Origin of the sequence: Sulfoacidibacillus thermotolerans, assembly GCF_003144315.1 — a bacterium.
In the GTDB taxonomy this organism is placed as follows: domain Bacteria; phylum Bacillota; class Bacilli; order Alicyclobacillales; family SLC66; genus Sulfoacidibacillus; species Sulfoacidibacillus thermotolerans.
Genome location: NZ_MPDK01000014.1, coordinates 34,701 through 60,329, shown reverse-complemented (window position 1 = coordinate 60,329; position 25,629 = coordinate 34,701). Strand labels below are relative to the sequence as shown.

Genomic DNA, 25,629 nt, shown 5'->3' with positions numbered 1-25,629 from the left:
CGTCCGTCTCTTCTTGCATTTAGTTTTCAAGGATCAACTCGCTACCTTCTTGCGCCGCCGCTCGCGGCGACGGGATTAAATATATCACCTTTGAATTCACATGTCAACTCATAAGCTGATATTTTTCGCTAAAGTTTATCTGATTATGTGAAATAACATTCGTTTATCAGTAAAAGCCTATCAAACCCCCGCTAAATAACCATTTGCAACGCACAGCAGTATGCCCCACTGCATATTGTACGGTGAGTCCATCGACTTGCGCAGCCACGGGGATACAGTAAACCTGCACTTGTTCGATGGACTCAGCAACACGCAAAGTGTTCCTGACCATTCCTGCGAAAACATCAAACAATACCTAAAGTCTACTCGCAAGATCTGCGTCTCGTGTCCAATCCTTTATGAGTTCTATATCGGCATCCGTCAGATGCGCCTTAGCTAACAAGTCCGGCCGACGCTGCCACGTTCGATAGAGGGATTGCCATCTTCGCCATTTCGCGATTTCCAAGTGATTTCCAGATACTAAGATTTCAGGCACGCTCCATCCTCGAAATTCCCGCGGACGAGTATATTGAGGAAACTCCAGCAGGCCATCTGCAAAAGAATCTGACTTTGCGCTCTCTTGATTGCCTAGAACGCCTGGAATAAGTCGTACCACGGCATCCATCACAACCATCGCAGCCAGTTCGCCAGACGTTAACACATAATCACCAATAGAAATTTCATCAGTCGCAAGATGCTCCCGAATTCGTTCATCATATCCTTCATAATGCCCACAAATCAAAATCATCCAAGACTCATGCGCGAACTCATAAGCTTTTTCTTGGCTAAATCGCTCTCCCTGCGGTGTCAATAAAACAATGCGCGGTTTACTTTGCTCCCCTTGCCGCAGTGCATCTACAGCAGCAAAAACAGGGTCTGGTTTCAACACCATACCAGCGCCTCCACCAAAAGGGTAGTCGTCTACCGTGCGATGGCGATCAGTTGAAAATTCGCGGAAATTAACCAAACGAATATCAACGAGGCCCTGCTCACGAGCCCTCTTCATCATACTCGCATCTATTGCTCCCTGGATCATTTCCGGGAACAGAGTCAGCACATCTACCTTCACAGTGACTTCAACTCCGCTTCAGTCCAGCAGTCCAGGCATGACATGCACGTTTATTTGCTTATTTTGCACATCTACCCGCAAAATGCACTCGGGAATTGCAGGAAACAACAGATCTTTCCCTTCATTCGTGCGTACAACATAGACGTCATTTGCTCCTGGCGTAAGTACCTCATGCAGAATACCTAATCGCCGGTTTTGGTCATCATAAACCTCACAGCCAACTAACTCATGAATAAAATAGTGCCCGGAAGGCAGCGGTGCAAGTTCTGATTCGGGCACCTTTAATTCAGAACCACGCAACTTCTCAACCTCATCAATGGTTGAGAACTGAAAAAAACTCACCACAAAGACTCGCCCCTGCAGACGAGCAGATTTGACTTCCACCGGAATCACATTTTCTGCAGGAGTGACAAGTAGAAGTTTGGATCCCTTCACAAAGCGTAGTTCCGGAAAATCTGTGCGTGAAAAAACCTTGACGTCTCCTTTTAAGCCATGCGTTCCAATGATGACGCCCACTGTATACAATGGTTCACGATCCAGAGAAAGCCGACCTCCTATTGAATGTACATCACTCAACCTTTATTCCATTGCGACGAATCTCAACCACAATGCCATCTTTTAAAACAATTTCGCTGCCCAATAAGATCTTGTCCCACGAATCGCCAATATGAATGTCTGCTGTAGTCTCTAAGGTGCCGTTTGGCACTTCTGTATTCAGATCCATTTGTTGAATTTGTGTAAGTTGTTGAATCAACTGTTCACGTCTTGCAATTCGTTGATTGCGTTCGTTTTCCAAATGCTGCTGCGCTGCTTGGACGGCTGCCTCTCCTTGCTTTTCAGCTTCACGCAACATCTGTTTCCCGCGAAACTCAAGTTCTTCAAGTTCTGCAATCGTTGAATTAATATGTCTGCGCAGTTCGGCAAGCCAATTTTGCTTTGTCTCTTCAGTCAAAATCACTTTTACAGCAACAGGCTGTCTAATCGTCAACAAACTCATACACTCCTTGATTTACATTATCCAATAAATTTTGCGTTTCCTTACAGAAGCCGAATTTTCCGTAATAAGAAAGAGAGCGCAAAGAGCTGAAAATAGGGACAAGGCGTTTCCGCCTGCCCCCTCTGCTACTTAATCTCAATGTTCACCCGCTTGCCATCTGCAAAGGACGCGGCAGACACGACAGTACGAAACGCTTTTACGAGGCGTCCGCCCTTGCCAACGACTTTTCCAATATCAGATGGCGCAACAGAAACTTCGTAAATCGTTTGTTGTTCCCTCTGCACTTCGCGGACCGAAACGGCTTCAGGTTGTTCCACTAAGCCCTTTGCAATAAGTTCAACAAGTTCCTTCACCTGAATCGCCCCCGCTTAGCAAGACGCGAATTTGAACATAGTCCCCTACTTGCTTTGACGCAACTCATGCAGTTTCTTCATCACTCCAACCTGACTCAACAGATTGCGAGCGGAATCCGAAGGTTGAGCTCCTGTTTGCAACCAGTAGATTGCACGATCCTCTTTAATCTTAATTTGCGCTGGTTCTGTTAAGGGATTGTATGTCCCGATCTCCTCAACAAACCGGCCATCCCGTGGGGAACGCGAATCTGCAACAACCACACGATAAAACGGGGATTTTTTTGCCCCCATTCGCTTCAAACGAATCTTCACTGCCATTTTCTCACCTCCTTACAAGGATATAAAGGGTGTGTTTTACCGACGTTTTTTTCCTTTGCGCGAAGCCCCGCCATACACTCCGCCGCCACCCTTTAGTTGATTTGCCAAGCCACCTAAAGCCCGAGAAGGATTCTTTCCAAGCGACGAAAATTGCTTCATCAACTTTCTCATGTCGTCAAATTTACGCAACAATTGATTGACGTCGCGTACTTCTGTTCCGCTTCCTCTTGCAATCCGTTGCCTCCTGCTCGAACTCTTCATCACTAGGTCAGGATTGCGCCGCTCTGCAATAGACATCGAATAAATAATCGCTTCAATTTTTTTGATTTGCGATTCGTCAACCGTGGCCCCTTGTAACTGCTTAAACTTACCCATCCCAGGAATTAATCCAAGTAATTGATCAAGCGGCCCCAATTTGCGTACTTGCTGTAATTGGCTAAGAAAATCTTCAAGCGTAAACTCGTTGCGCCGAATCTTTGCCTCAAGTTCAAGCGCATCTTTTTCATCAATCGCCGCCTGCGCTCGCTCAATCAAGGTCATGACATCGCCCATTCCAAGAATCCGCGAGGCCATGCGATCCGGATAAAAGGGTTCAAGAGCATCTACTTTTTCCCCGATACCCACAAATTTAATTGGGCATCCTGTGACATGGCGAACCGTTAGAGCCGCTCCACCGCGAGTATCTCCGTCAAGCTTAGTCATAATAATCCCTGTCAAAGAGAGCTGCTCACGAAAATGCGAAGCCACGTTTACAGCATCTTGCCCTGTCATCGCATCCACTACAAGCAAGATTTCATCAGGGTTCACGCTCTTCTCGATGTCTTGTAACTCTTGCATCAGCGTCTCATCAATGTGCAAACGTCCGGCCGTATCGATCAACACATAATCGAATCCACCACGGCGCGCTTCGTCGAGAGCGCGCAACGCAATCTCCCGTGGGTTTACCTGATCGCCAAGCGTAAAGACTTGTACCCCGATCTGCTCACCAAGAACCTGCAACTGAGAGATCGCCGCTGGACGATAAATATCTGCAGCAACGAGAAGGGGTCGACGGTGCTCCGACGCTTTTAAGTGACGAGCTAACTTTGCGGCCGCTGTCGTTTTCCCGGCACCTTGCAAGCCGACTAACAGGATTACAGTCGGAGGCTTCGCTGCGCGAGCTAACTTAGCCTGTGCACCGCCCATCAAGTCTGTCAACTCGTCGTTAACAATCTTAACAACCTGCTGCGCCGCAGATAAACTCTGCAAAATTTCTTGTCCGACTGCACGTTCCCTGATCCGTTCAATGAATTCTTTTGCAACGACATGGTTTACGTCTGCTTCTAGAAGTGCACGTCGAATCTCACGCAAAGCCTCTTTTACATCATCTTCACTCAATCGACCTTTGCCACGTAACTTTTGAAATGCACCTTGTAGTCGACTGGTCAATGTATCAAACATCTAAACACCTCCCTTGCTGTTTATTCCCCTATCCTTGCATGACATCGCGCAATGCTTCGAGGATTTCTTCTGTGACGGAAAATTCTTTGCGAAGTCGTTCGATCAATTCGTCTAGTATTTTTTTCCTTCTTCGATCCGCCGCGATGAGGCCCAGTTTCTGTTCATAGTCTTTCAATTGCTCGACGGTGCGATGAAAGAGATCATGTACTGCTTGGCGTGTAATCTCTAACTCTTGTGCGACCTCAGTTAGAGAAAGGTCATCAAACAGTCGCATCGCAAGTACCTTTTGTTGGCGTTCAGTAAGCAAGGCTCCATAGTAATCAAAGAGCAAATGAGTTTCAAGCGTATTCCATGGTGCATTCATCGCGGTCACCGCTCAATCCCAAGTGGTTATCAGTTTACTTCCTACGACGCTTACTGTCAAGTATTTTTACTTGTCATCAGGATCCCTGGATTCTGTTTGTAACGCGTCGTCCGGAAATAGCGCTCGTGCAAAATCATCTGGAGAGAAAGGTTGCAAATCATCTTTATGCTCACCAATGCCAATCCACTTAACTGGGAGTTGTAATTCCTGATTGATGGCGATAATCACACCGCCCTTTGCCGTTCCATCCAGTTTCGTTAATACAATTCCTGAGACCTTTGCGATTTCTTTGAAAAGCTTTGCCTGGACAATCGCATTTTGCCCTGTCGTTGCATCTAAAACCAATAATACCTCGTGTGGCGCGTCAGGAATTTCCCGCGCAATGACACGATATATTTTTTCTAATTCGGCCATTAAATGAGCTTTATTTTGCAAGCGTCCTGCAGTATCACAGAGTAAAATATCTGCTTTGCGCGAGCGTGCTGCCGATAATGCATCATAAATGACCGCAGCAGCATCAGAACCAAGATTCTGTCTAATCACTTCCACACCAGTTCGCTGTCCCCAGATAACCAGTTGTTCAATAGCCGCTGCGCGAAACGTATCTCCTGCGGCAAGGAGTACTTTTTTCCCTTGGGCGCGATAGTAATTTGCCATCTTCCCAATGGTCGTGGTTTTGCCTACACCGTTTACCCCTACCACAAGTACAACAGTAGGGCCCGACTGTGCATAGCTTGGCTCACAAGAATGCGCATGTAAAATATCTACAATCAATTGACGTAAAACAGGCATCAATTGATCCGCTGTTGTTAATTTCTGTTTTCGAGCCTCTTTTTGGATCCGCTCTAGCAAAAACTGCGTGGTCGCTACACCAATGTCTGCCGCTAGCAGTGCATCTTCAAGCTCTTCATATACTTCGTCATCAATCTTTCTGCGAAATAACGCACTTCCTACACGATCGGCAAACCGTTGTCGCGTTTTCGCTAAACCTTCCTTCAGACGTTCGAAGAGTCCCATTGCTTGAGATCTCCTTTCTCTCTTGCCACTCACTATGCCAAGTGTTTTTCGGAAGTAATTTCTTCTTCTAACACGCGAACAGAAACTACCTTTGACACGCCTGAATCCTGCATGGTTACACCATAGAGGACATCTGCCGCCTCCATCGTTCCCCGCCTATGTGTAATGACGACAAATTGTGTTTGACGAGAAAAACTCTGCAGATATTCAGCAAAACGGCTGACATTGGCCTCATCAAGAGCAGCTTCTACCTCATCGAGCACACAAAACGGCACAGGTTTCACATGTAGAATCGCAAAAAGCAAGGCAAGTGCAGTCAAAGCACGCTCCCCGCCAGAGAGCAACGACAATGTTTGCATCTTTTTCCCTGGCGGCTCTGCTGTAATCTCAATCCCGGAGTGCAACGGGTCCTCCTCATCGATGAGGAAAACATCCGCCTTGCCGCCTTCAAAAAGCGAACAAAAAACTTCTTGAAACCGCTGCCGAATTGCTGCAAATGTCTCTTTGAAGCGACTCGCCATCTCTTCGTCAATCTCAGCAATTAAAGAAGTTAATTGTTGCTTCGCCGCTGTGAGATCACTGGCTTCGTTTTGTAAAAATCCATAACGTTCGCGCACTAGTTCGTACTCTTCAATCGCCCCAACGTTTACATCGCCAAACACTTCAAGTTCTTGTCTTAATGCGGCTAATTTGGAACGAGCTTGAACGAGCGACTCTGCAAGCGGATACTGTTGTTTAGCCAGTTCATACCCCAATTGAAACTCGGTGCGCAGATGATCACTCTTGGTTTCCAACTCCCCATCCATCTTGCTCGCACTGACCTCAACTTGATGCATGCGTTGGCGAAGCTTGTCAGACTCTGCACGAATGGTTTGCTCAACTTGAGCAACGTGTTCCAGCTTTTTTAACAATAGAGCTCTTTCCTCGCGTCGCGACTCAAGAACCGTCTCTACTTGCTGCTTATCTTCTTGCGCACAGGTTGCTTGTAATTCCTCAGCCTCCACTTTGCTGCGCAATTGCGCAATCCGCACAATCATCGCCTGTTGTTCAGTTTCAATGCGCTCGCGCTCTGTCCCTACTGCCCCTAACTGACTCTCTAGTTGTTGTCCTGCCAAAAGTGCTCTGCGCAGCGCCTCCTCCTGCTCTGCCAACGCAACGCGCAGTTCAGTCAATCGCTCATTGTGCCCAGAAACTTTTGCTTCTGCTTGCAATAACTCTTCCTCGAGTACTTTAATCTGAGCTTCTGACTGGCGCACTTCTTCGCCAACTTTTTCTAATGTGTTTTCTACTTCTGTCAATTGTGCTTCACATGCCTGTAATTCAGTATTTGTCAACTCACGATCGCGCAAAAGCATTTGAATGCGTTCCATCAGCGCTTTCTGTTCAGCTATATATGTGTTTTGGTGCAACTCCTGCACTCGTGCAGCCTCCGCGATCTTTCCTAATTCGCCTTGCAATTGGGCACGCCGCTCCCGCATCTCACGCACTGCAGTCTCACACGCTTGTTGATGACGTGAAACTTCATTTATCTGCACCGAAACATCTCGCGCCCGCTCTTCAAGCGCTTGAATCTCACGTGCGCGCCCAAGTAAGCCGACACTCCTTTTTCCCGTACTGCCACCTGTCATGGAACCGCCAGGATGAACCACATCTCCGCCAAGTGTCACGATCCGCACACGGTAATGGAGATGCTTAGCAATTGCATTCGCATGGGCCAATTGTTCTGCAATCACTACATTTCCTAACAAAGACTCCACAATCGCTTGATAGCGCCGATCAACTTGCACTAGATCGCTCGCTAACCCAATAAAACCCGGCAGAGAATCGATCGCTTGCAGATCGCGCTGTGCAAGCCGTCGCCCTGCAATTGTCTCTAGCGGCAAAAAAGTAGCTCGTCCTAGTTGCCGCTTTTTCAGAAAATCAATCGCATGGCGGGCATCTATCTCACTTTCTACAACGAGGTGCTGCAGACTTCCGCCAAGCGCTGTTTCAATTGCCAACTCATATTCTTTAGATACTTGGATAAGATCTGCGACAACCCCGTGTATTCCAGTCAACTCTGATTTTTGAGAAGCGCGCAATACTGCTTTGGGCCCACTCGCGTAACCGTCCAAATCACGCTGTAAATCTTGCAATGTCCGGTGTCGACTCAAAATCTCCACCTTTTGTCTTTCCAGTTGCTCTACCTTTGCTGTGTCAGTACGTAATTCTGCTTCCTTGATCGCGAGTGTTTTATAGACCTCATCCGTAGCTTGCGAGATTTCCTGTGTAGCATTTGCCAGTCGAGTCAGCTCATTTTCACATAAGCTAAGCTTATTCTCAACATCGGTCACTTTTTTCGTTAGTTCACTTTGTTCAAACTCATGACGCTCTAATTTACGCAATTTTTGATCGCGTTCTTGAAGTAACGTTTTTTGTTGATTGCGCTCCCCCGCTTGTCGGCGCATGACTTCAATCATCGATGCACGCGCCTCTGTCATACGTTCGCGCAATTGTGCAATCAAGCCGCTGCCATCTTGTTCATCTAATTTCCTGCGAACTTCCCCGCGCAAATTCGCCACACGCTGTTCAAGTTCATAAACCTCTGCACGATGGCTCAAAAGATTTGCTTCGAGTGCAATTTGACGCGACGCGACACGTTCTCTTTGCGCGCGCAATTCGTCAAGTTGTAATATCGCACTTTCTTGCCGTTCAAGTGCCAAACGACGTTCTGCAACACATTGTTCAACCCGTGCCGTCGCCTGTACAAATTGCTCCGACAGCTCGCTAAACTCCACTTCCACCTTTTCAAAGCGCTCTTTAACCTGCTTGAGTAAAGATTCAGCTTCTTTTTCTTTACGCTCTTGCAACTCTATCTTTTGAAGCAATTCGTCACGCTCTGCGACAAGCGCCATCCGCTTTTGCGACAACTCGGAAATCTCTGCTGCAAGTACCGCAATTTGCAGTTTCTCTGTTGCACTTGCAACCATCTTGTATTGCTTTGCAATCTCAGCTTTTTCGGCGAGAGAATCCACTTGCTGCGCAAGTTCCGCAAGCACATCATTTACACGAACTAGATTCTGATCTGCCTCCGCCAGCTTGCGCTCAGCTTCACGCTTGCGCCACTTAAACTTCACGATCCCAGCAGCTTCTTCAAAGACTCCCCGGCGTTCGTCAGATTTATTGGACAAGATCTCTTCAATGCGACCTTGTCCAATAATTGAATATGCCTCTCTACCCACACCCGTGTCCATAAACAACTCTGCAATATCCCGCAAGCGACAAGGTGTTTTATTGATCAAATATTCACTTTCACCGGAGCGATAGACGCGTCTTGTGACTGAGACCTCCGCGAAGTCGACTGGGAGAATGCCATTGTGATTGTCCAAAGTAAGTGTAACTTCACAAAAATTCACTGGTTTGCGCGCTTGACTACCGGAAAAAATGACGTCTTCCATCTTTGCCCCACGCAAAGAACGAGCGCTTTGCTCACCTAACACCCAGCGAATTGCATCAGAAATATTGCTTTTCCCACTGCCATTAGGGCCCACTACCGCAGTGACCCCAGGTGCGATCTCTAATTCCACACGATCTGCAAACGACTTAAAACCTATTACATCGAGACGCTTTAGAAACATAGCTTCTCCACCTTATGTAAAGGACTGACGTTGCAGAGCTTTGCGTGCAGCATTCTGCTCTGCAGCTTTTTTGGAATGCCCAACGCCTTCTCCCCACACTTCGCCGGCTATCATGACATTTGCGACAAATTCGCGGTCGTGAGCAGGACCACGCTCTGCCGTGATTTCATAAACGAGTGTCCCGAGTCCTTGTTTTTGCACATATTCTTGTAAAAGCGTTTTATAGTCACGATGAAGATGCTCTCCAATAATTTCGATGCGCGGATAAAAATGTCGGGTCATAAAATCCTCTACCGCATCCAATCCTCGATCAAGAAACAGCGCCCCAATAAATGCTTCAAATACATCCGCCAGCAAACTCGGACGCTCTCTACCACCTGACAGTTCTTCCCCTTTTCCTAGGCGCAAATAACGTGGAAAATCCAGATTCTTAGCCGCCGCAACAAGTGAAGGTTCACAAACAATCGCAGATCGCATGCGAGTAAGTTCTCCTTCAGGTGCTTCAGGCAACTCACGATACAAATAGCGACTTACACACAATTCCAAAACAGCGTCACCTAGAAACTCCAACCGCTCATTATCTTGAATCTGATCCCGCTTGTGTTCGTTGCGAAATGAAGAATGGGTAAACGCCGCTTTAAGAAGTGACAGTTCCGAGAAGGACACCTCTAATTTTGTGCACAGTTGAGATAACGGCAGTGAATTCACGTTTGCCTCGCCCTATTCCTCGTATTTTTTTATAATCAGCGTTGCATTGTGCCCGCCAAACCCAAAGGAATTTGACATGACATATTGCAAATTCCCGCGGCGTGCAATATTTGGAACATAATCCAAATCACATCCTGGATCCTTCGTCTCATAATTGATCGTTGGTGGAATGATTTGATCCCGCAAAGCCATGATACAAGCTATAGCCTCAATCGCTCCAGCAGCGCCAAGTAAATGCCCTGTCATCGATTTGGTAGAACTGACTGGCAACACCCGCGCATGTTCTCCAAACACATGATGAATGGCAATCGATTCGACTTCATCACCAATTTGTGTAGATGTTCCATGAGCATTGATATAGTCAATTTGATCAGGTAGCAATTTGGCGTCTTCTAGTGCAGCTTTCATCGCCCGCGACGCCCCCGCCCCTTCTGGTGCAGGCTGCACTAAGTGGTACGCATCGCCACTCATGCCATAGCCAACTACTTCCGCAAAAATTTTTGCTCCTCGCGCTCTAGCAAATTCTAATTCCTCCAAAATCAGAATACCTGCTCCTTCCCCCATCACAAAACCGTCACGTCCAGCATCAAATGGACGGCTAGCACGCGCTGGATCGTCATTTCGTTCGGAAATTGCCTTTGCCGCGCAAAATCCAGCTAAGGAAAGCGGCGTAATCGTAGATTCGGTTCCACCGCAGATCATGACATCTGCTGCTCCCCGTTCGATGATCTTATATGCATCGCCAATTGCGTTCGAACCTGTAGCGCAGGCCGAAACGGGCGCGCTGTTTGGGCCTTTAGCCCCAAAGCGAATGGAGACTTGTCCAGACGCCATATCCCCTATCATCATTGGAATGAAAAAGGGGCTCACCCGCTTTGGTCCACGTTCAAGCAAAACGCGATGTTGGTCTTCTAATGTCTGTAGTCCGCCAATTCCAGAACCAATATACACGCCAATGCGCGGAGCCAATTCCTCAGTCACTTCGAGACCAGCTTGAGCCATCGCCATTGAAGCAGCAGAGACCGCAAATTGGACAAAGCGATCCATGCGCCTGACATCTCGCCGTTCAATGTAATCTTCCGGTTCAAAATCTGTAACAAGTGCAGCGATTTTCGTAGGATATTCCGATACATCGAACCGGTCGATCAGTCGTACCCCAGACACCCCAGCTAACAGAGCGCCCCAAAACTTATCGACTCCGATGCCGACTGGAGTAATCGCTCCCATGCCAGTGACCACAACTCGTCTCATTGTTTATCCTCCCTCATATCCATCTATCCACTAAACGCAAAATGCCACATACTACGCGAAACCCCGCGCACAGCACGGGGTCTTCAAATTCTATGAACAATAACGCCTACAATTACTCATGCGATTCGATATATTTCACGACATCGCCTACCGTGGTGATTTTTTCCGCATCCTCATCTGAAATTTCCAAGTCAAACTCGTCTTCTAACTCCATGACTAATTCGACCACGTCCAAAGAGTCGGCGCCCAAATCGTCCTTAAAGGAAGCTTCTGGAGTCACCTGAGCTTCTTCAACGCCAAGGCGATCGACCACAATGCGCTTCACGCGATCATAAACATCGGACATACTTTCACCTCCTCCCAAAGTATATTACATCACTAGGCCGCCGTCGACCTGCAATACTTGACCCGTTATGTACGACGCATCATCGGATGCCAGAAATCGGACGAGAGCAGCCACATCGCGCGGTTGGCCAAAACGCTGCAAAGGAATTTGTTCAAATAACTTTGCCTGAAGATCAGGAGCCAAGTGCGCGGTCATCTCCGTTTCAATATAGCCTGGCGCAATTGCGTTTACCGTCACTTTGCGACTTGCAAGCTCACGCGCTAGCGTTTTCGTTAGACCGATCAACCCAGCCTTTGCTGCGACGTAGTTTGCTTGTCCAATATTGCCAGTTAATCCAACTACTGAGGCCATATTGATCACACGCCCATGTGGAGAACGCAATAAATGACGGGAAGCTGCTTGCGTGCAAAGAAAAGCAGACTTTAGATTCACTGCCAAAACAGCATCCCAATCTGCTTCTTTCATGCGTAAAAACAGCCCATCCCGCGTAATGCCCGCATTATTGACCACGATGTCCACATGATCAAAATGTTTGAGTGCAGCATCGATAAGAGATTTTGCCCCTTCACTTGTCGCGACATCCGCCTGTGCAGGTATGACGTGCGCCCCAAGTTCTGTAAGCCTTTGCGCCAATTGATTGGCACGCGCTTCATTTGTCGAGTAGCCAATTACCACATGAGCCTTTGCTGCGGCTAACTCTTCGACAATCGCTTGTCCAATTCCTCCTGACGCTCCAGTGACGATGGCCACTCGCCCATTTAGTGATCCACTCATGTCCGTCCCCCCTCATCTTGCAACGCCTCACGAGTCGCATCAAGAGAAGCGATATCCTCAACGTGATACAATTGTGCACTCTTAGCTGTTTTCTTAATCAACCCAGATAAGACAGTGCCAGGACCCACTTCCACAAATGTCGTCACACCCATTTTGATCATCGTTTGAACGGACGCTTCCCATAGTACTGGAGAAGCGACCTGTTGCGCAAGCGCCGTCTCAATCTCCACGATATTTTGAACAGGTTTAGCAGAAACATTCGCGACTACCGGGCAGCGCGGTACAGTAAACACTTGTCGTTTCAATACATCAGTCAAACGCTCAGTCGCCGGTCGCATGAGCGAAGAGTGAAAGGGACCACTCACATCAAGCAAAATTGCGCGCTTAATTTGTGCTTCTTTCGCACGGACAATCAATTCCTCTACAGCAGCCTTCCCACCAGACGCCACTACTTGCCCCGGGCAATTGACATTGGCGATTTCGACTGGCAATTCATGCTGCTGCGAAATATTTGCGCATAATTCCTTGATCTGAGTGACATCACCGCCCAGTAGTGCTGCCATTGCACCAAGCCCGGCTGGTACTGCTTCATCCATAAATTTGCCACGAGCGTGTACGATACGCACCGCATCTTGAAAAGGCAGTGCACCAGCAGCCACAAGTGCACTGTACTCACCCAAGCTATGTCCTGCAACGACCGCTGGCTGTACGTCCACTTGAGCTTGTAAAACCCGCAAACAGGCAATGCTGACGGTTAAGAGGGCTGGTTGTGTATAGTACGTAAGTCTTAGTTCAGATTCAGGACCATCCAATATGATCTTGCTCAAACCAAACGAAAGCGCTTCATCTGCTTCAGCAAACGTCTCGCGTACAAGCGCATAGCGCTCCAACAGATCCTTCCCCATTCCTACATACTGAGCACCTTGCCCTGGGAAAACAAATGCAATTGCCATAAGTACACCCCCTTGCTCTAGCCTTGCAAAGAGCGTTCGAGATCCTGAATCAAACCTCCACTTTGCATCTTATATGCATGCCGAATCGCCATTTCAAAAGCGCGTGAACTCGAGGAGCCATGTGCTTTCACAAGCACGCCGCGCACTCCCAAAAACGGACCGCCGCCATACTCTGCATAGTCAAAGCGCGAACGAAATGCTTTGAGCCCACTTCGCATGGACAATGCTGCGAGCTTTGTCAGCGGTGTAGCTAAAAATAATTGTTTGAGCGAATCGAGCAATCCAATACCCGCACCTTCATAAAATTTAACTAAGACATTGCCTACAAATCCATCGCAAACCACCACATCACATACACCATTTAACAATTCGCGGGCTTCCACGTTCCCAATAAAATCCGTACACGTATTTTCCAACATTCCATAAGCAGTTTTACATAACTCATTGCCCTTACCTGGCTCGGAACCGATGTTTAGCAATCCTACGCGCGGTTTCGCCATCTGATGAGTAAGCCGCATATAAGCCTGTCCCATCTGCGCCCACTGCACTAAATTTTTCGGAGAAGAATCCGTATTTGCGCCTGCATCTAATAAAAGTACGCCTTTTCCTTTAAAAGTAGGCAACATCGCAGCCAAAGCTGGACGCTCAATACCTGTCATGCGCCCAACGACAAATAAACCTGCCACCATAAAAGCGCCAGTGTTTCCAGCAGAAACCATAGCATCTGCTTGCCCATCACGCACCAATGAGGTGCAAACCACGAGGGAAGAATCCTTCTGTCGACGAACGGACTTTACAGGTTCCGCATGGGGTGCAATCACATCGCTCGCGTGCATAATTTTCACATTGTCTGGAAGGTCGTGAGCATAGAGGCGAATCTCTGACTCTTTTCCTACTAACACAAATTCTGCATCTTTCAATTTTCTAGCAGCTTCGATCGTGCCTAGAACAGGCGCTTTTGGGGCATGATCTCCCCCCATCGCGTCAATCGCAACCCTCACCGGCACTCCCTCCAGTTATCTCTATCCCTTTGCGCATAATTAAAAAATCAGCCTCAAATACACTCTCATGATGAACTTTCGTCTGAACGCCGACGCGCACATAGCCATGACGTTCTCCTTTTACCCGCGCGTGCGCAATCATATAGGAACCCGCGTTGACAGAACGCATAAATTTGACGGTGGCTCGCGCTGTCAATGCTTGATCTGCATCTACGATCGCAACGGCTAAAGAGTTTGCTTGAGCGAACAGATAGTGACCGCGAACGATCGACGAACGAGAAAACGCATGCTCTCGATCAGCGCGCCAAATTGAGAGTCCTTGTACGCCAAGCTCTAATTCGACGATATCGCCAAATACTTCATCAGGGGCGAGCGAACGCACCTCGTGATAACGAGAAACAGCAAGATCTTTAATGCGTTCACGCAACTCCGGAATTCCGAGCGCCATGCGATCTAACCGAATCGTCTGAACACTCACCGAAAATTTTGCAGCAAGTTGTTCATCTGTCAAGAAAGGCTCGCGTCCAAGTATGTCGACGAGTCGCTCCTGTCGCGCCCTCCTGCTATCTTGCGCCAAGTTCAAGACACCTCATCCGCGTACACGCCCTATCACATATGAAAGACATTTCTATAACTATGAATATCTGATCTCTATGTATCACTACGATAAAAAAAGAGCGCCCTGAACGCAAGGCGTCCCGACCCTCTTGGTCTCTATCCACGTTGCTCCAATACTTGACGCTTATTATACGTTCCACAGTTTGGACACACGCGATGAGACAATTTTAATTCATGACATTGCGGGCATTCAACCATACCCGGCACTGACAGTTTAAAGTGCGTTCTACGCAGTCTCTTTCTCGTCTTCGACGTTCGATGTTGCGGTACTGCCATCAGAGAACACCTCCATTTCAAAGCTCCACCCGCATCGATCAATGTTCAGTTTTTGGTGTATCATAAAACTGAGACAATGCCTGCAAGCGCGGATCTACTTGTTGCTCGTGGCACACACAAGTCGCAACGTTCAAATCGGCTCCGCAAACCGAACACAGTCCTCGACACTCCTCTTGACAAAGCGGCTGTACATCAAGATTCAAAACGACCGCCTGTTCGATCAAAGGATCGAGATCAATCGCTTCCTCGGGTACATAGATCAGTTCAGCCTCTTCTTGCTCCTCAGTCAGGGGAACCCTCGATAGAACCTCATCAATCGAGGTGTCAAGCCGCCGCGTAAATTCTGTCAAACAGCGAACGCATCGATACTGAACATTCGTCGTAGCGGTGCCGTTTACCTCGCAAATGTTTGGCCTCTTCATCGTAACCATGCCTTCTGCTTGCAGCGGTGCGATATGGACAACATCCTTGCGATTGCGAAACAAGGATGAGACGTCCAGTGTACCTGCAAACGCCACCCCACCAGACTTCATGGCCGAAGTCCACAACACCTTCACGATCTCCGTCACCTCGATCACAACATGTCATAGTATACCTACTCCGATACAACCTGTCAAACTTCAAATGAGCGCCTACGTCATCCCGTTTTAGGTGGCAATGATTGCAAGAAGTTGATCGCTTGCTGCAATGTTTTCACTGGAATTACTTTCATGTGGGTCCCGATTTTTCTCGCTTCTTCGATCGCGTGCAATGCATTTGTATCTCCTGCAGCTGTGTCAGCAGGAACAAAAAAATACTGAGCGCCAGCTTCTGAAGCTGCAACCACCTTGTGTGCAGCACCGCCGATTTGTCCTACACTTCCATTCGCGCTCATCGTCCCTGTCCCGGCTATCCGATACCCCTTCGTCAAATTCCCAGGTGCTAACTGATTAATGATTTCAAGTGTAAACATCAGCCCCGCAGAAGGCCCATCAATATCTCCACTGTGTATAGTAATGTGAATAGGGCTGTGCACAACTTGATCAGGTGCCAAGAACACACCGAGTCCGGGACGTTTAGAAACTTGTCCTGCGACGGCCGGCAAGAGTTTTAAATGCAAAGTCATCTGCTCAATTCTGCCGTGGTGAAGGACTGTTAACGAAATAGGTTCCCCCACTTTGGCGTGCTGTAGAACTGTAAAGATGCGATTGGGATCACTTAGTGAAATCCCATTAACCCCTGTAATAACATCACCTGGAACAAGATGTCCATAGGCTGTACTGCCACGTTCGACAGACAGGACAATCACGCCAAGAGTCGCTATTGAAATGGGTTTATGTAAATAATGGAGCGCTGCGATTTCAGCGTTTTGGTGTGCCGCCTTCATCATAAATGCCTCTAATTGATCATATTGCGAATTCGTCAGTCCCCCGTTCACTTCAGTGGCTGGGAGAATCTGATGATGCGGCAAGAACAATCCATAGAGAAAATCATATACATTAGCCGCGTAAACGACATAAACCGTCGTCATTAAAAAAGCACCTTTATCCGTCTTATGTCCGCCTTGAACATCGACCATCGGCTGTAACGGCAACGCTTCTCCCGGAGCGTAAATATAATAGGGTAAAGCGATAAAATTCATTAAAATCAAGACAGTGGCAAGTAATGCAGCCAAAACGTACAATAAGATTCGTTTCGGTCGCCGCCAGTAAAGGCGTTGTACAGTCGACACACTAGATCACTCCCCGCTTCGTCTGAAGTTTGGCCAGCAGTTCAGGAAGCGCTTGACGCATTGCCTGCCGTCCTGCTTCAATCGCTTGTTGCACCCCTGTAAAAGAAATAGAACTCATCAGATCGAGCTTCGGCCGTACTACAAAGTCCGCGTGGAGTATGCGATGACGAAAAACTTCGCGCTCCATGATATCCATGGTCTGCACAATCACATCCCAAGCGTTTTTAACTGGCGGTAAACGCTCGAACAATCCTACATCTACAGCGACGATAAAATCTGCACCGAGATCACGTGCTGCTTGTACAGGCACACGTTCAATCACTCCTCCATCGACGAGTAAGCGCCCGTTAACGCGATGAGGTACAAAAATTCCGGGAATCGCGATGCTTGCCCTCACTGCATCATGAATAGCTCCACTCGTAAGAACCACCCGTTCCCCCATCTCAATATCTGTCGCAACCACTGCGAGCGGAATCTGTGTATCAGCAAAATCCATGCTTTTTGTCAACAATTTTACGAGTTCATGAAATCGTTGGCCTGCCACCAATCCTAGTTTGGGGACTGTAACATCTACCCAGCGCTTGAGCGGTAAATGGACTGCGAGTTGTTCCATACGTTCAATAGGTGCCCCTGTCGCATAGATTGAAGCGATTAACCCCCCCATACTCGAACCAGCAATCGCCTCGATTTCAATCCCCGCTTCCTCAAGCACCTGTAAAACGCCAATATGAGCAAAGCCTCGAGTCCCTCCGCTGCCGAGCGCCAAGCCAATGCGCAAATGTTCTGACACGCGCTCATCCCCTTTCTCATCACGGGTTTTTCGCTCGCATCACGAAGAAGTGGATGCGAACTTTTCCCGCAATGCATGCGCCACGTGTGCTGGAACGAATCCTGTCACATCTCCGCCATGCAACGCAATTTCTTTCATCATGCTCGAACTAAGGTGTGCGTATTCCCGCTGTGTGGGAAGAAAAATTGTTTCTACCACAGGCAGCAAATCGCGATTGAGGGCTGCCAACTGCATCTCCACTTCAAAATCACTCACTGTGCGCACACCACGCACGAGTGTAAACATTTCCTTCGCTCGCAAGTAATCCACGAGCAACCCTTGAAACTGATCCACCTGCACATTAGGTAAATGCTGGGTTGCCTCGGTGATCAGATGCATTCGCTCCTCGATCGTAAACAGTGATTGCTTTTTTATGTTCACAAGAACTGCAACCACACATAAGTCAAAAAGCTTCGCAGCTCGTTCTATCACATCAAGATGCCCATTCGTAATCGGATCAAAACTGCCAGCATACACTACCGTGCGCATCGTACACCCCCTAGTATCTAACGATCTCACGCTACTTGGCACATGCATACTCGTAAATTACAATTTTTGTACTCCCATAGACCGCTTCTTTGCGCATGAGCAATTCCAAAATATCCGGCGCAGCTGTTTTATGATCCATTTCTGCTACCACGACTGCATCTTCGCGAAGTATTTGTGCCTTTAAAAGTAATTGCATCGCATCCTCTAGCACGCCAAGGCGATAGGGCGGATCCAGGAAAACCAAGTCAGCAGTTCGCTCCTCTTGCGCTAATCGCTTGATTGCTATGGGATAAGGAAGTTTTAAAAGATAAGAAGCTGCCTCGATGCCAAGCTGCTTCACATTCTTTGCAATTGTCTCCGCACTCGCTTTGTCGACAAAAATCACTTCATCCATTCCCCGGCTAATTGCTTCTATGCCAAGCGCCCCTGAACCCGCAAATAGATCTAAACATACACCTCCGGAAAAAAAAGGTCCAATCATGGAAAAAATCGCTTCACGCACACGATCTGTTGTCGGTCGTGTCGATGTTCCTTTAGGTGCAGATAAGCGACGACCTTTTAAGTCACCTGCAATTACGCGCATGGACATCACCTTCTTCCCCTTACTTTACCATAGTGAATTTGTCGGCCTCAAACGGAAAAATCACTAAGGCAGTATAAAAAGTCTAAGAAGTGACCAGACTGTCATCTAGCGACGCAAACGTCGCATAGGCAACCAGAGAGAGGCGTAATTTACACTCTCTTCCGGTTTCTCCTCTCCCAGTAGCCAAATGCGGAGCAATACATAAACCCCGCATCAGGCAACCCCTCTCGCGTACCCGGGCGAGAGGGGTCTTTTTATTTTTTAAACCACGGATATATGCCCTTCCAACCCTCCCTGTCCGAGCATTTGATACTCATGTGGTGATCAGGCAACAAAGGAGGTCAGATCAACATGGAAACTTTCGGCGGATATACACGATGGGCAGTCGTGTTCCTCATTATCTTTGTTCTTTTCTTCCTGCTCATCCCCGTCTATACCACCCAATGCACGACTGTACCTGTTTATTAAATAAATGCATCACCACAAACATTTCACCAATTGAGGAGGTTTCTTAACATGGGCACATTTGGAGGATATACACGTTGGGCAGTTGTTTTTCTCATCATCTTCGTTCTCTTCTTCCTGCTTGTTCCAGGCTATAGCGGTGGGTATTCTGGCGCCACGGCTTCTGCTGCGGCGAGCGTAATGTACTAAAGTTTAGCAAAGAAAGCATCCACGTAAACTCAGTGCTCTACTACAAAGAGATGGATCCTAAGATCCATCTCTTTGTAGCGGCTCTACGTTGTCCCTATCCGATAACTGCCATCTACCAATCACATCAAACGCTTTAACGCGCTCCCCTTTTTTCACTTCCAGAGAAACACAATTTGGAGGGAATAACAAAATTACAGTACTGCCAAATTCGAACCACGCGTATTCATCAAAAGCCTCTAGCACACGATCTCCCTCCCATAGTAGAGAAGGATTCCCTCGCTGTCTTTGTTTCGCCTTAACAATGCCAAAAGAAGGATCTATTTGAACACTTCCAACAATTGTCGAACCGATTTTAACCATCGCAAATTCACATTCCTCACGCACAAACCATGTAACAATGCGCTCATTACGTGTAAAAAGTGCATCCATGTACTGCGTACCCAAGCGATTCACTGGAAAAAGCGTTCCCGGGACATGAACAATCCGTTTGACGTGCGCAGCAATCGGAATATGAACCCGGTGATAATCTGCTGGACTTAAATAAATCGTGACAAAGGTACCAGACTCAAAATAACTAGTAGCGGATGCAAGCAACGCAGAGATTGAATAAGAACTCCCTTTCGCTTGAATTGCATGGTTGGCATGAATCTGACCAACCTCAGCAATTTGTCCGTCTACAGGTGAATAAATCGGTGTAAAATACTCAGTATTTGCATGTGCAATCCCTTTGCGTTTGACACGGCGAGCAAAAAATTCAGCGAGTGAACGATACGCGTGCAAGGGACTAGCTGCTTCCGCGGCATCGATCCCATATAACTGGATAAATACGGGGATTAACGGCTTACTTAGAGGACTGCGAAAAATTCTACCCGCCAGCCGAGTCAATCCACGCTTTGGCAAAAGCAACAAAGCCAGCCGCCACGGATGCCATCGCTTCATAATAATAAAACGCTCCCTATCTTCTCGCATAACTTCGTTATTGTATCATAAATAATCACAGCAAATTGCAAGGACACTTTTCTCGTGCAACAAAAAGGAATCATGCCAATTGTCCGGTCATGATTCCTTTTACAGGGTTGCCCCGTGCCTTCAAGCTTAGAAAGGTTGTCGACTCGCCAATTGTTGTTCTGCCATTGCTACGAGCTTACGCGTCATATGTCCACCGATTGTCCCTGTGTCACGCGTTGTCATCATTCCCCAATAGCCGTCTGCAGGGGGTTGTATTCCTAATTCGTGCGCGACTTCATATTTAAACTGATCCATAGCTTTGCCAATCCCCTTGACAAGATGCGTGTTGGAATGTTGTCCTCCAGCCACACTGATCACCTCCTATTGGGGCATAGTTTGTCCAGACTGTGTACGATCATACAAGGTTGTTAAAGAAAACCTTGTATGATTAAGAATCCAGATACGCATCAAGTCCTACAAGCGCTTCACTGCGAAGTTCACGGTATTCTGGTAGAAGCCAAAATTCTTCACTGCTTAAGAGTTCACTCGCCACTTGACGCGCCACTTCCATCGCCTTCCTATCGCGAAACAAATCACCTGCGCGAAACACAGGCAACCCGCTTTGGCGCTCGCCTAACAGTTCGCCTGGACCGCGCAAAACGAGATCTTGTTGAGCTAACTCAAACCCGTCTTGCGTCTGTACCATCGCTTCGAGTCTCGCCCTCGCAGTTTCTGTAAGGGGATCGGCAATCAAAATACAGCGTGCACTATACGTTCCTCTTCCCACTCTGCCACGCAATTGATGAAGTGTGGCAAGACCAAAGCGATCAGCGTTGTAGATCACCATCATCGTGGCGTTTTGTACACTAACTCCAACCTCAATCATCGTTGTGGCAATGAGTGCCGCGATCTCACCCGCGGCAAATCGCCGCATCACTTCCATGCGCTCTCGTTCCGGCAAGCCACCGTGCAAGAGACCGACAGAAAAGGCAGCCAACTCTTCACTTAGCTTTTCATAGAGTTGTTTTGCACTCGCCACTTCATCCTCTTCATCAGGGTCAATACGTGGCGCAACGATATAGCATTGGCGACCCTTGGCGAGTTCAGAACGCAGCATTTGCAACACTTTGTCTTCTTTTTGGGGAGAAACCCACAAGGTTTGTATCGGTTTTCGCAACGGGGGCATGTCACGGAGTGAGGTCACCTCAATGTCTCCAAAAAGCGTCAATGCAAGCGTGCGTGGGATTGGGGTCGCTGTCATCTGTAGCACATCAGGCAAAAAACCTTGGCGTCGCAAGAGTTTTCGCGTATTCACGCCAAAACGCTGCTGTTCATCCGTCACGACAAGTCGTAAACGATGAAAGTTCACCTCATCTAACGAGAGCACATGCGTGCCAATGACAAGTGCAACATCCCCGCTCGCTAGCTCCTGTAAAATCTGCTGCCGTTTTGCCGTATCTTGTCCTCCTGTCAACAAAGCAACACGCAGGCCAAGTGGAGCAAAAAAGGTTTTAGCAACCTCGAATTGTTGCAATGCCAAAATTCCCGTTGGCACCATGTACGCACTCTGCCACCCGAGCATTGCAACAGCAGCAATCGCGGCAAATGCCACAACCGTTTTCCCTGAACCTACATCTCCTTGCAATAAGCGATGCATGGGTTGATCACTTGCGAGTTCAGGAAGCAACTGCGCGATCGCCTGCTCCTGCCCAGCCGTAAGGACAAATGGCAATTGTTTTGTAAAAAGCGCTACGGCTTCTGTGAGTTGTTGTAAATCAAGTGCTGCTTGCTGTGTTTGTTTGCGCAAGCGACGATAACTTTGAATTTGCAACTGAAAGCGCAAAAATTCCTCAAAAACAAGTCGTCGACGCGCTTGCCGAATATCTTGCACCGATTTAGGTTGATGTGCACAAAGCAGCGCCTCGGCAAGCGGAAGTAATTTAAAGCGCGTACGCAGATTGATCGGCATGGTATCAGAAATCATAGGTGTATAGACACGCAACGCAGACTGTAAAATCGTGCGCAAAACCGAATTGGACAGATCTTTTGTCACCCTATAAATTGGAATATATTCTCCCGCAGTCGTTTCGGTTTTTATCCATTCATATCGATTAACAATCAATTTTTGTCCTTGTTCTTGGTATTTTCCATAGAGACGAATTTGCTTTCCAATTGTCAACTGATGGCGAAGAAAGGTTTGATTAAAAAAAAGTGCTTGAATCATACGCTCGCCTACTTGCACAGGAACAGAAACAGTAGACCTCTTGCCCTGTATTTTGACTGTTGCCGTCCCACATACAACTGCTTCTAAAACAAGCTTTGCCCCTTGGGAAAAAGCATCAGATCCCCTTTGTACAGCTTCATAGCGAAAGGGAACATAAAACAGGAGATCACCCACACTATGAATCTGTAAGCGTGCCAATCCTTTCGCACGCGCAGGACCGACACCTGGAATTTTTGTGACTTCGATTAAAAATAAGTCCACAAAACACTAGCACTCCTTCCACAAGGATCAAAAACTCACTCGGCTGCGAGTAGATAATCATAGACAGGTTGCCCACCGTACTGATGTTCAAATTCTACGAGGGGATATTTCGCTTGAAGCGTCATAATCGTCGCTTGCACTTCAGAAATAAACGCTGGATCTTTATAAAACGCAGTACAAATCTCCGCACCACGAAGACAAAATTGTTCAATCAATGCAGTAAGTACAGCCGTTCGAGAAGGATTTACTGAAGCGATCTCACCGTCAATCATCCCAATGTAATCGCCTTCTCCAATGACGTGATCGCCAATCACCGAATCCCGAACAGAAGTCGTAATCGACCCAGACATGATTTTAGAGATTGCATCTTGCATGGCTGCTTCATTTGCCGACACTTCATGTTCAGGATGGAAAACAAGCGCCGCTCCTAATCCCTGTCCAATCGAATGCGTTTCTACGACATGAATCCGACCTTCACTCACTACACTCGCCTGTTTTGCCGCCATGACAATATTGCGATTATTCGGCAGCAAAATAACATGTGAAGCCGAGACTTGACTCGCGGCTGCTAACAAATCTTCCGTTGAGGGATTCATCGTCTGTCCACCAGGGACAATGTAATCCACGCCTAAACTTTCAAATAAATCGACAATTCCTTGTCCTGCTGCGACAACAACAAGCCCACAAACTTTTTGTTCAGCTTTGGATGGTTGGTGGATTTGCTGATCAGAGCTTCTCGGTTCAGCAAGAACAGTGCCACTCTTTTTTTCCTGCTCCAGTTGCTCATCTGAAACAAGCATCAAAGAGCGATTCTTTTCCGTCATGTTATCAATTTTTACTTGTACCAACGGGCCAAATGTTAATGCCGCTTCTAGAGCTTCCCCTGGATGCAACGTATGTACATGTACTCGTACCAGGTCATTAGCCTGTACGACGAGTAAAGAGTCTCCGAGCACGGACATCGCGTTGCGCACGCGCGGCAAAATAGGTTCTTCTTCTCCCTGATCGGCGATGCGAATCATGAATTCTGTACAATAGCCAAATTCACCTTCGCCGTGCACTTCATTTGTAGCAAAGACAACTGGCTTTCGTAATTCACTCTGCTGCAAGCGATGCTCCCACTCATCACCACGTGCGTTATACGCCTCGTTGAGTGCAGCCAAAAAACCTTCGTAAATGTAGACAAGCCCTTGTCCCCCAGAATCGACCACACCAGCCTGCCGCAAGATTGGAAGCAAATCTGGCGTCTTTGCTAAAACTTGACGAGCCCGTTCAACTGCCGCTATAATCACGTGCTCGATCGTGACATTTGCTTTTTTAGAAGCGACGTCTGCCGCCATTGCAGCCTCTCGTGCCACCGTAAGAATGGTCCCTTCAACCGGGCGAGACACAGCCTTATAGGCCGTCTGCACACCACTTTGCAGTGCTTGTGCAAACAGATGAGGGTCAATGTGTGTGGCTTTGCCAAAAGCAAGCTGAAAACCGCGGAATAATTGAGATAAAATCACGCCCGAATTCCCTCGCGCGCCCATCAATAACCCTTCGGAAAACGCAGTAACTACCCGCTCTAAAGAAGTTCCTTCTGGCAATCGAGAAATTTGTTCGATCCCAGAAGTAAACGATAAGTACATATTCGTCCCGGTGTCTCCATCTGGAACTGGAAAAACGTTTAGTGCATTCACATTTTCTTTGAATTTAGCCAATTGTTGATGGCCACCATGTAACATGGAGATAAATCCCAACGTATCTAACGACCTGTGTTGCTGCACTCGTTAGTGCCCCCTTACCTTTCTCCAACCACCTTCACACCCTGAACGTGGATGTTAATCTTGTCTGCCTTGATGCCAAACGTTTCTTGCAGGGTATATCGCACTTTTTCGCGAAGGTTGGCAGCAACTTCCGGAATTCGCGTACCATAACTTACCACGATAGACAAATCGACTTCCAAATGGTCTGGCAATGAGGTGATCTCAACGCCCCGACCTGGATTCTCGCGACCCAAAAATCCTGAGAGACTGTCGCGCATGCCCCTGCGTGGCGCCATATCAGCCAAGCCATAACAATCTAGAGCTGCAATTCCTGCAGCAGTCGCAATCACTTCATCGGCAATGACGACTTTTCCCAATTCATTTACAACGACTGTAGGCATGGGACCTCACCTTTCATTCACTTCAATTTTCTTTAGTGTACTATACTGCTATGGCGAATGAAAGGCGGTTGCTTCAGCTATTGCAGTATGCTATGATATCCTAGTTCAATATCTATAAAGGGGGTGCACAGCATGGCGAGACGTTGTGAAATCTGTGGCCGTGGACCGCAAGTTGGTAATGCAGTGAGTCACTCCCACATTCTCACAAAGCGGCGCTGGCTCCCGAATCTGCAGTCTGTCCGGGCCAACGTAAATGGAACGGTCAAACGCATCCGCGTTTGCACACGTTGCTTAAAAAGTGGAAGAGTTGCTCGTGCAATCTAGAACTTCGAAGTTTATGGCACAACCCGAAAAAAGCACCGCTTAGGGTGCTTTTTTGTATGAAAAAAACGTGTAAAAAAAATCGATCATTCAATTTTTCCCACGCGCCCCAAGTAAAGCTTTGACAATTCCTCCGAGAAACCGTGGCAATTTAATCGTATAAAACCGCATCCATCCACCCCTCCTACACCCTGTCTGCGATCACGATCTCGTGCGCAACAGACGCATCAACGAGGCAAGCAACTTACATCCCATGCCCTAGTTCTAGTTTTCATGTCCAGATCCATCACTTCACTATATGAGCGCAATAGCCGATATG

The 25,629-nt window shown here is 47.6% G+C and carries 31 protein-coding genes; 2 read left to right on the top strand and 29 right to left on the bottom strand.

From position 1 onward, the window contains the following. Nucleotides 1-166: 166 nt before the first annotated feature. The 23 genes from BM613_RS15320 to rsmD form a co-directional block, all read right to left on the bottom strand. Entirely contained in the window at nt 167-331 is a 165-nt protein-coding gene (locus tag BM613_RS15320) for a hypothetical protein (protein WP_219930666.1), read from the bottom strand. A 24-nt stretch (nt 332-355) separates the two neighbouring features. Further along, nucleotides 356-1,108, bottom strand: a complete 753-nt coding sequence (gene trmD / locus BM613_RS09280; protein ID WP_109430896.1) for a tRNA (guanosine(37)-N1)-methyltransferase TrmD — start codon at nt 1,106-1,108, stop codon at nt 356-358. 18 nt (nt 1,109-1,126) lie between these two features. Next, nucleotides 1,127-1,684 carry a ribosome maturation factor RimM gene (gene rimM, locus BM613_RS09275; protein ID WP_245926329.1) on the bottom strand — a complete coding sequence of 186 codons (558 nt, stop codon included), beginning with the start codon at nt 1,682-1,684 and terminating at the stop codon, nt 1,127-1,129. Continuing rightward, entirely contained in the window at nt 1,677-2,099 is a 423-nt protein-coding gene (locus tag BM613_RS09270) for a YlqD family protein (protein WP_245926328.1), read from the bottom strand. Before BM613_RS09270 ends, rimM begins: the two co-directional genes overlap by 8 nt. A gap of 131 nt (nt 2,100-2,230) precedes the next feature. Then, nucleotides 2,231-2,458, bottom strand: a complete 228-nt coding sequence (locus tag BM613_RS09265; protein ID WP_109430894.1) for a KH domain-containing protein — start codon at nt 2,456-2,458, stop codon at nt 2,231-2,233. 45 nt (nt 2,459-2,503) lie between these two features. Further along, nucleotides 2,504-2,776, bottom strand: coding sequence for a 30S ribosomal protein S16 (gene rpsP / locus BM613_RS09260; protein WP_109430893.1), 273 nt, complete (start codon nt 2,774-2,776; stop codon nt 2,504-2,506). A gap of 36 nt (nt 2,777-2,812) precedes the next feature. Continuing rightward, nucleotides 2,813-4,216 (bottom strand): signal recognition particle protein, encoded by a 1,404-nt coding sequence (gene ffh, locus BM613_RS09255; protein ID WP_109430892.1) that lies wholly within the window; start codon nt 4,214-4,216, stop codon nt 2,813-2,815. Nucleotides 4,217-4,244: 28 nt separating this feature from the next. After that, nucleotides 4,245-4,580 carry a YlxM family DNA-binding protein gene (ylxM, locus tag BM613_RS09250; protein ID WP_109430905.1) on the bottom strand — a complete coding sequence of 112 codons (336 nt, stop codon included), beginning with the start codon at nt 4,578-4,580 and terminating at the stop codon, nt 4,245-4,247. 66 nt (nt 4,581-4,646) lie between these two features. Beyond that, nucleotides 4,647-5,597, bottom strand: a complete 951-nt coding sequence (gene ftsY, locus BM613_RS09245; RefSeq protein WP_109430891.1) for a signal recognition particle-docking protein FtsY — start codon at nt 5,595-5,597, stop codon at nt 4,647-4,649. A 32-nt stretch (nt 5,598-5,629) separates the two neighbouring features. Next, a complete protein-coding gene (gene smc, locus BM613_RS09240; protein WP_109430890.1) occupies nt 5,630-9,214 on the bottom strand; it encodes a chromosome segregation protein SMC in 3,585 nt (1,194 codons plus the stop codon). A gap of 12 nt (nt 9,215-9,226) precedes the next feature. Beyond that, entirely contained in the window at nt 9,227-9,922 is a 696-nt protein-coding gene (gene rnc / locus BM613_RS09235; protein ID WP_109430889.1) for a ribonuclease III, read from the bottom strand. 12 nt (nt 9,923-9,934) lie between these two features. Continuing rightward, nucleotides 9,935-11,173: a beta-ketoacyl-ACP synthase II gene (gene fabF, locus BM613_RS09230; RefSeq protein ID WP_109430888.1), complete on the bottom strand. Its 1,239-nt coding sequence runs from the start codon at nt 11,171-11,173 to the stop codon at nt 9,935-9,937. 112 nt (nt 11,174-11,285) lie between these two features. Further along, on the bottom strand, nt 11,286-11,519 hold the full coding sequence (locus BM613_RS09225) for an acyl carrier protein (protein ID WP_109430887.1): 234 nt from the start codon (nt 11,517-11,519) through the stop codon (nt 11,286-11,288). Nucleotides 11,520-11,543: 24 nt separating this feature from the next. Then, a complete protein-coding gene (gene fabG / locus BM613_RS09220) occupies nt 11,544-12,293 on the bottom strand; it encodes a 3-oxoacyl-[acyl-carrier-protein] reductase (protein WP_109430886.1) in 750 nt (249 codons plus the stop codon). After that, on the bottom strand, nt 12,290-13,246 hold the full coding sequence (gene fabD / locus BM613_RS09215) for an ACP S-malonyltransferase (RefSeq protein WP_109430885.1): 957 nt from the start codon (nt 13,244-13,246) through the stop codon (nt 12,290-12,292). The genes fabG and fabD overlap by 4 nt, the downstream gene beginning before the upstream one ends. Before the next feature lie 17 nt (nt 13,247-13,263). Next, nucleotides 13,264-14,247, bottom strand: coding sequence for a phosphate acyltransferase PlsX (plsX, locus tag BM613_RS09210; RefSeq protein WP_109430884.1), 984 nt, complete (start codon nt 14,245-14,247; stop codon nt 13,264-13,266). Continuing rightward, nucleotides 14,231-14,824: a transcription factor FapR gene (gene fapR / locus BM613_RS09205; protein ID WP_109430883.1), complete on the bottom strand. Its 594-nt coding sequence runs from the start codon at nt 14,822-14,824 to the stop codon at nt 14,231-14,233. Before fapR ends, plsX begins: the two co-directional genes overlap by 17 nt. Before the next feature lie 137 nt (nt 14,825-14,961). Further along, nucleotides 14,962-15,141, bottom strand: a complete 180-nt coding sequence (rpmF, locus tag BM613_RS09200) for a 50S ribosomal protein L32 (RefSeq protein WP_109430882.1) — start codon at nt 15,139-15,141, stop codon at nt 14,962-14,964. A gap of 38 nt (nt 15,142-15,179) precedes the next feature. Beyond that, nucleotides 15,180-15,698, bottom strand: a complete 519-nt coding sequence (locus BM613_RS09195) for a YceD family protein (RefSeq protein ID WP_146192784.1) — start codon at nt 15,696-15,698, stop codon at nt 15,180-15,182. A gap of 80 nt (nt 15,699-15,778) precedes the next feature. Beyond that, the gene (locus tag BM613_RS09190; protein ID WP_109430880.1) at nt 15,779-16,852 is read right to left on the bottom strand and encodes a SepM family pheromone-processing serine protease; all 1,074 of its coding nucleotides are present in this window, start codon (nt 16,850-16,852) and stop codon (nt 15,779-15,781) included. A 1-nt stretch (nt 16,853) separates the two neighbouring features. Then, nucleotides 16,854-17,642 (bottom strand): patatin-like phospholipase family protein, encoded by a 789-nt coding sequence (locus BM613_RS09185; RefSeq protein WP_245926327.1) that lies wholly within the window; start codon nt 17,640-17,642, stop codon nt 16,854-16,856. Nucleotides 17,643-17,681: 39 nt separating this feature from the next. Next, the gene (gene coaD, locus BM613_RS09180; protein WP_109430879.1) at nt 17,682-18,170 is read right to left on the bottom strand and encodes a pantetheine-phosphate adenylyltransferase; all 489 of its coding nucleotides are present in this window, start codon (nt 18,168-18,170) and stop codon (nt 17,682-17,684) included. Nucleotides 18,171-18,201: 31 nt separating this feature from the next. After that, entirely contained in the window at nt 18,202-18,759 is a 558-nt protein-coding gene (gene rsmD / locus BM613_RS09175) for a 16S rRNA (guanine(966)-N(2))-methyltransferase RsmD (protein ID WP_109430878.1), read from the bottom strand. Between the two features lie 510 nt (nt 18,760-19,269). On the opposite strand from rsmD, the gene BM613_RS15070 reads away from it, so the two are divergent. After that, nucleotides 19,270-19,407 (top strand): hypothetical protein, encoded by a 138-nt coding sequence (locus BM613_RS15070; protein WP_181363009.1) that lies wholly within the window; start codon nt 19,270-19,272, stop codon nt 19,405-19,407. Nucleotides 19,408-19,464: 57 nt separating this feature from the next. Here BM613_RS15070 and asd read toward each other — a convergent pair whose 3' ends face one another. From asd to BM613_RS09150, 5 genes are all read right to left on the bottom strand, one after another. Further along, complete coding sequence (asd, locus tag BM613_RS09170; RefSeq protein ID WP_181363008.1) at nt 19,465-20,346, bottom strand: archaetidylserine decarboxylase; 882 nt, start codon at nt 20,344-20,346, stop codon at nt 19,465-19,467. Between the two features lie 156 nt (nt 20,347-20,502). Further along, nucleotides 20,503-20,724, bottom strand: a complete 222-nt coding sequence (locus BM613_RS09165; protein ID WP_109430876.1) for an alpha/beta-type small acid-soluble spore protein — start codon at nt 20,722-20,724, stop codon at nt 20,503-20,505. Nucleotides 20,725-20,803: 79 nt separating this feature from the next. Next, complete coding sequence (gene recG / locus BM613_RS09160) at nt 20,804-22,840, bottom strand: ATP-dependent DNA helicase RecG (protein WP_109430875.1); 2,037 nt, start codon at nt 22,838-22,840, stop codon at nt 20,804-20,806. A gap of 35 nt (nt 22,841-22,875) precedes the next feature. Further along, a complete protein-coding gene (locus tag BM613_RS09155) occupies nt 22,876-24,609 on the bottom strand; it encodes a DAK2 domain-containing protein (protein ID WP_109430874.1) in 1,734 nt (577 codons plus the stop codon). A 14-nt stretch (nt 24,610-24,623) separates the two neighbouring features. After that, the gene (locus BM613_RS09150) at nt 24,624-24,989 is read right to left on the bottom strand and encodes an Asp23/Gls24 family envelope stress response protein (protein WP_109430873.1); all 366 of its coding nucleotides are present in this window, start codon (nt 24,987-24,989) and stop codon (nt 24,624-24,626) included. 132 nt (nt 24,990-25,121) lie between these two features. Between BM613_RS09150 and rpmB the strand changes: the two genes are divergently transcribed. After that, nucleotides 25,122-25,313 (top strand): 50S ribosomal protein L28, encoded by a 192-nt coding sequence (rpmB, locus tag BM613_RS09145; RefSeq protein ID WP_109430872.1) that lies wholly within the window; start codon nt 25,122-25,124, stop codon nt 25,311-25,313. 87 nt (nt 25,314-25,400) lie between these two features. Here rpmB and spoVM read toward each other — a convergent pair whose 3' ends face one another. Continuing rightward, nucleotides 25,401-25,481: a stage V sporulation protein SpoVM gene (gene spoVM, locus BM613_RS09140; RefSeq protein WP_109430871.1), complete on the bottom strand. Its 81-nt coding sequence runs from the start codon at nt 25,479-25,481 to the stop codon at nt 25,401-25,403. Between the last annotated feature and the right edge of the window lie 148 nt (nt 25,482-25,629).

Coding starts and splice junctions, on each gene's coding strand:
- smc (WP_109430890.1), bottom strand. CDS start 9,214: ATGTTTCTAAAGCGTCTCGATGTAATAGGTTTTAAGTCGTTTGCAGAT.
- BM613_RS15320 (WP_219930666.1), bottom strand. CDS start 331: ATGGTCAGGAACACTTTGCGTGTTGCTGAGTCCATCGAACAAGTGCAG.
- asd (WP_181363008.1), bottom strand. CDS start 20,346: ATGAAGCGATGGCATCCGTGGCGGCTGGCTTTGTTGCTTTTGCCAAAG.
- rpmF (WP_109430882.1), bottom strand. CDS start 15,141: ATGGCAGTACCGCAACATCGAACGTCGAAGACGAGAAAGAGACTGCGT.
- ftsY (WP_109430891.1), bottom strand. CDS start 5,597: ATGGGACTCTTCGAACGTCTGAAGGAAGGTTTAGCGAAAACGCGACAA.
- fabF (WP_109430888.1), bottom strand. CDS start 11,173: ATGAGACGAGTTGTGGTCACTGGCATGGGAGCGATTACTCCAGTCGGC.
- ylxM (WP_109430905.1), bottom strand. CDS start 4,580: ATGAATGCACCATGGAATACGCTTGAAACTCATTTGCTCTTTGATTAC.
- BM613_RS09225 (WP_109430887.1), bottom strand. CDS start 11,519: ATGTCCGATGTTTATGATCGCGTGAAGCGCATTGTGGTCGATCGCCTT.
- fabD (WP_109430885.1), bottom strand. CDS start 13,246: ATGGCAATTGCATTTGTTTTCCCAGGGCAAGGTGCTCAGTATGTAGGA.
- rsmD (WP_109430878.1), bottom strand. CDS start 18,759: ATGTCCATGCGCGTAATTGCAGGTGACTTAAAAGGTCGTCGCTTATCT.
- fabG (WP_109430886.1), bottom strand. CDS start 12,293: ATGAGTGGATCACTAAATGGGCGAGTGGCCATCGTCACTGGAGCGTCA.
- rpsP (WP_109430893.1), bottom strand. CDS start 2,776: ATGGCAGTGAAGATTCGTTTGAAGCGAATGGGGGCAAAAAAATCCCCG.
- ffh (WP_109430892.1), bottom strand. CDS start 4,216: ATGTTTGATACATTGACCAGTCGACTACAAGGTGCATTTCAAAAGTTA.
- coaD (WP_109430879.1), bottom strand. CDS start 18,170: ATGCGCACGGTAGTGTATGCTGGCAGTTTTGATCCGATTACGAATGGG.
- rpmB (WP_109430872.1), top strand. CDS start 25,122: ATGGCGAGACGTTGTGAAATCTGTGGCCGTGGACCGCAAGTTGGTAAT.
- BM613_RS09150 (WP_109430873.1), bottom strand. CDS start 24,989: ATGCCTACAGTCGTTGTAAATGAATTGGGAAAAGTCGTCATTGCCGAT.
- spoVM (WP_109430871.1), bottom strand. CDS start 25,481: ATGCGGTTTTATACGATTAAATTGCCACGGTTTCTCGGAGGAATTGTC.
- BM613_RS15070 (WP_181363009.1), top strand. CDS start 19,270: ATGGGCACATTTGGAGGATATACACGTTGGGCAGTTGTTTTTCTCATC.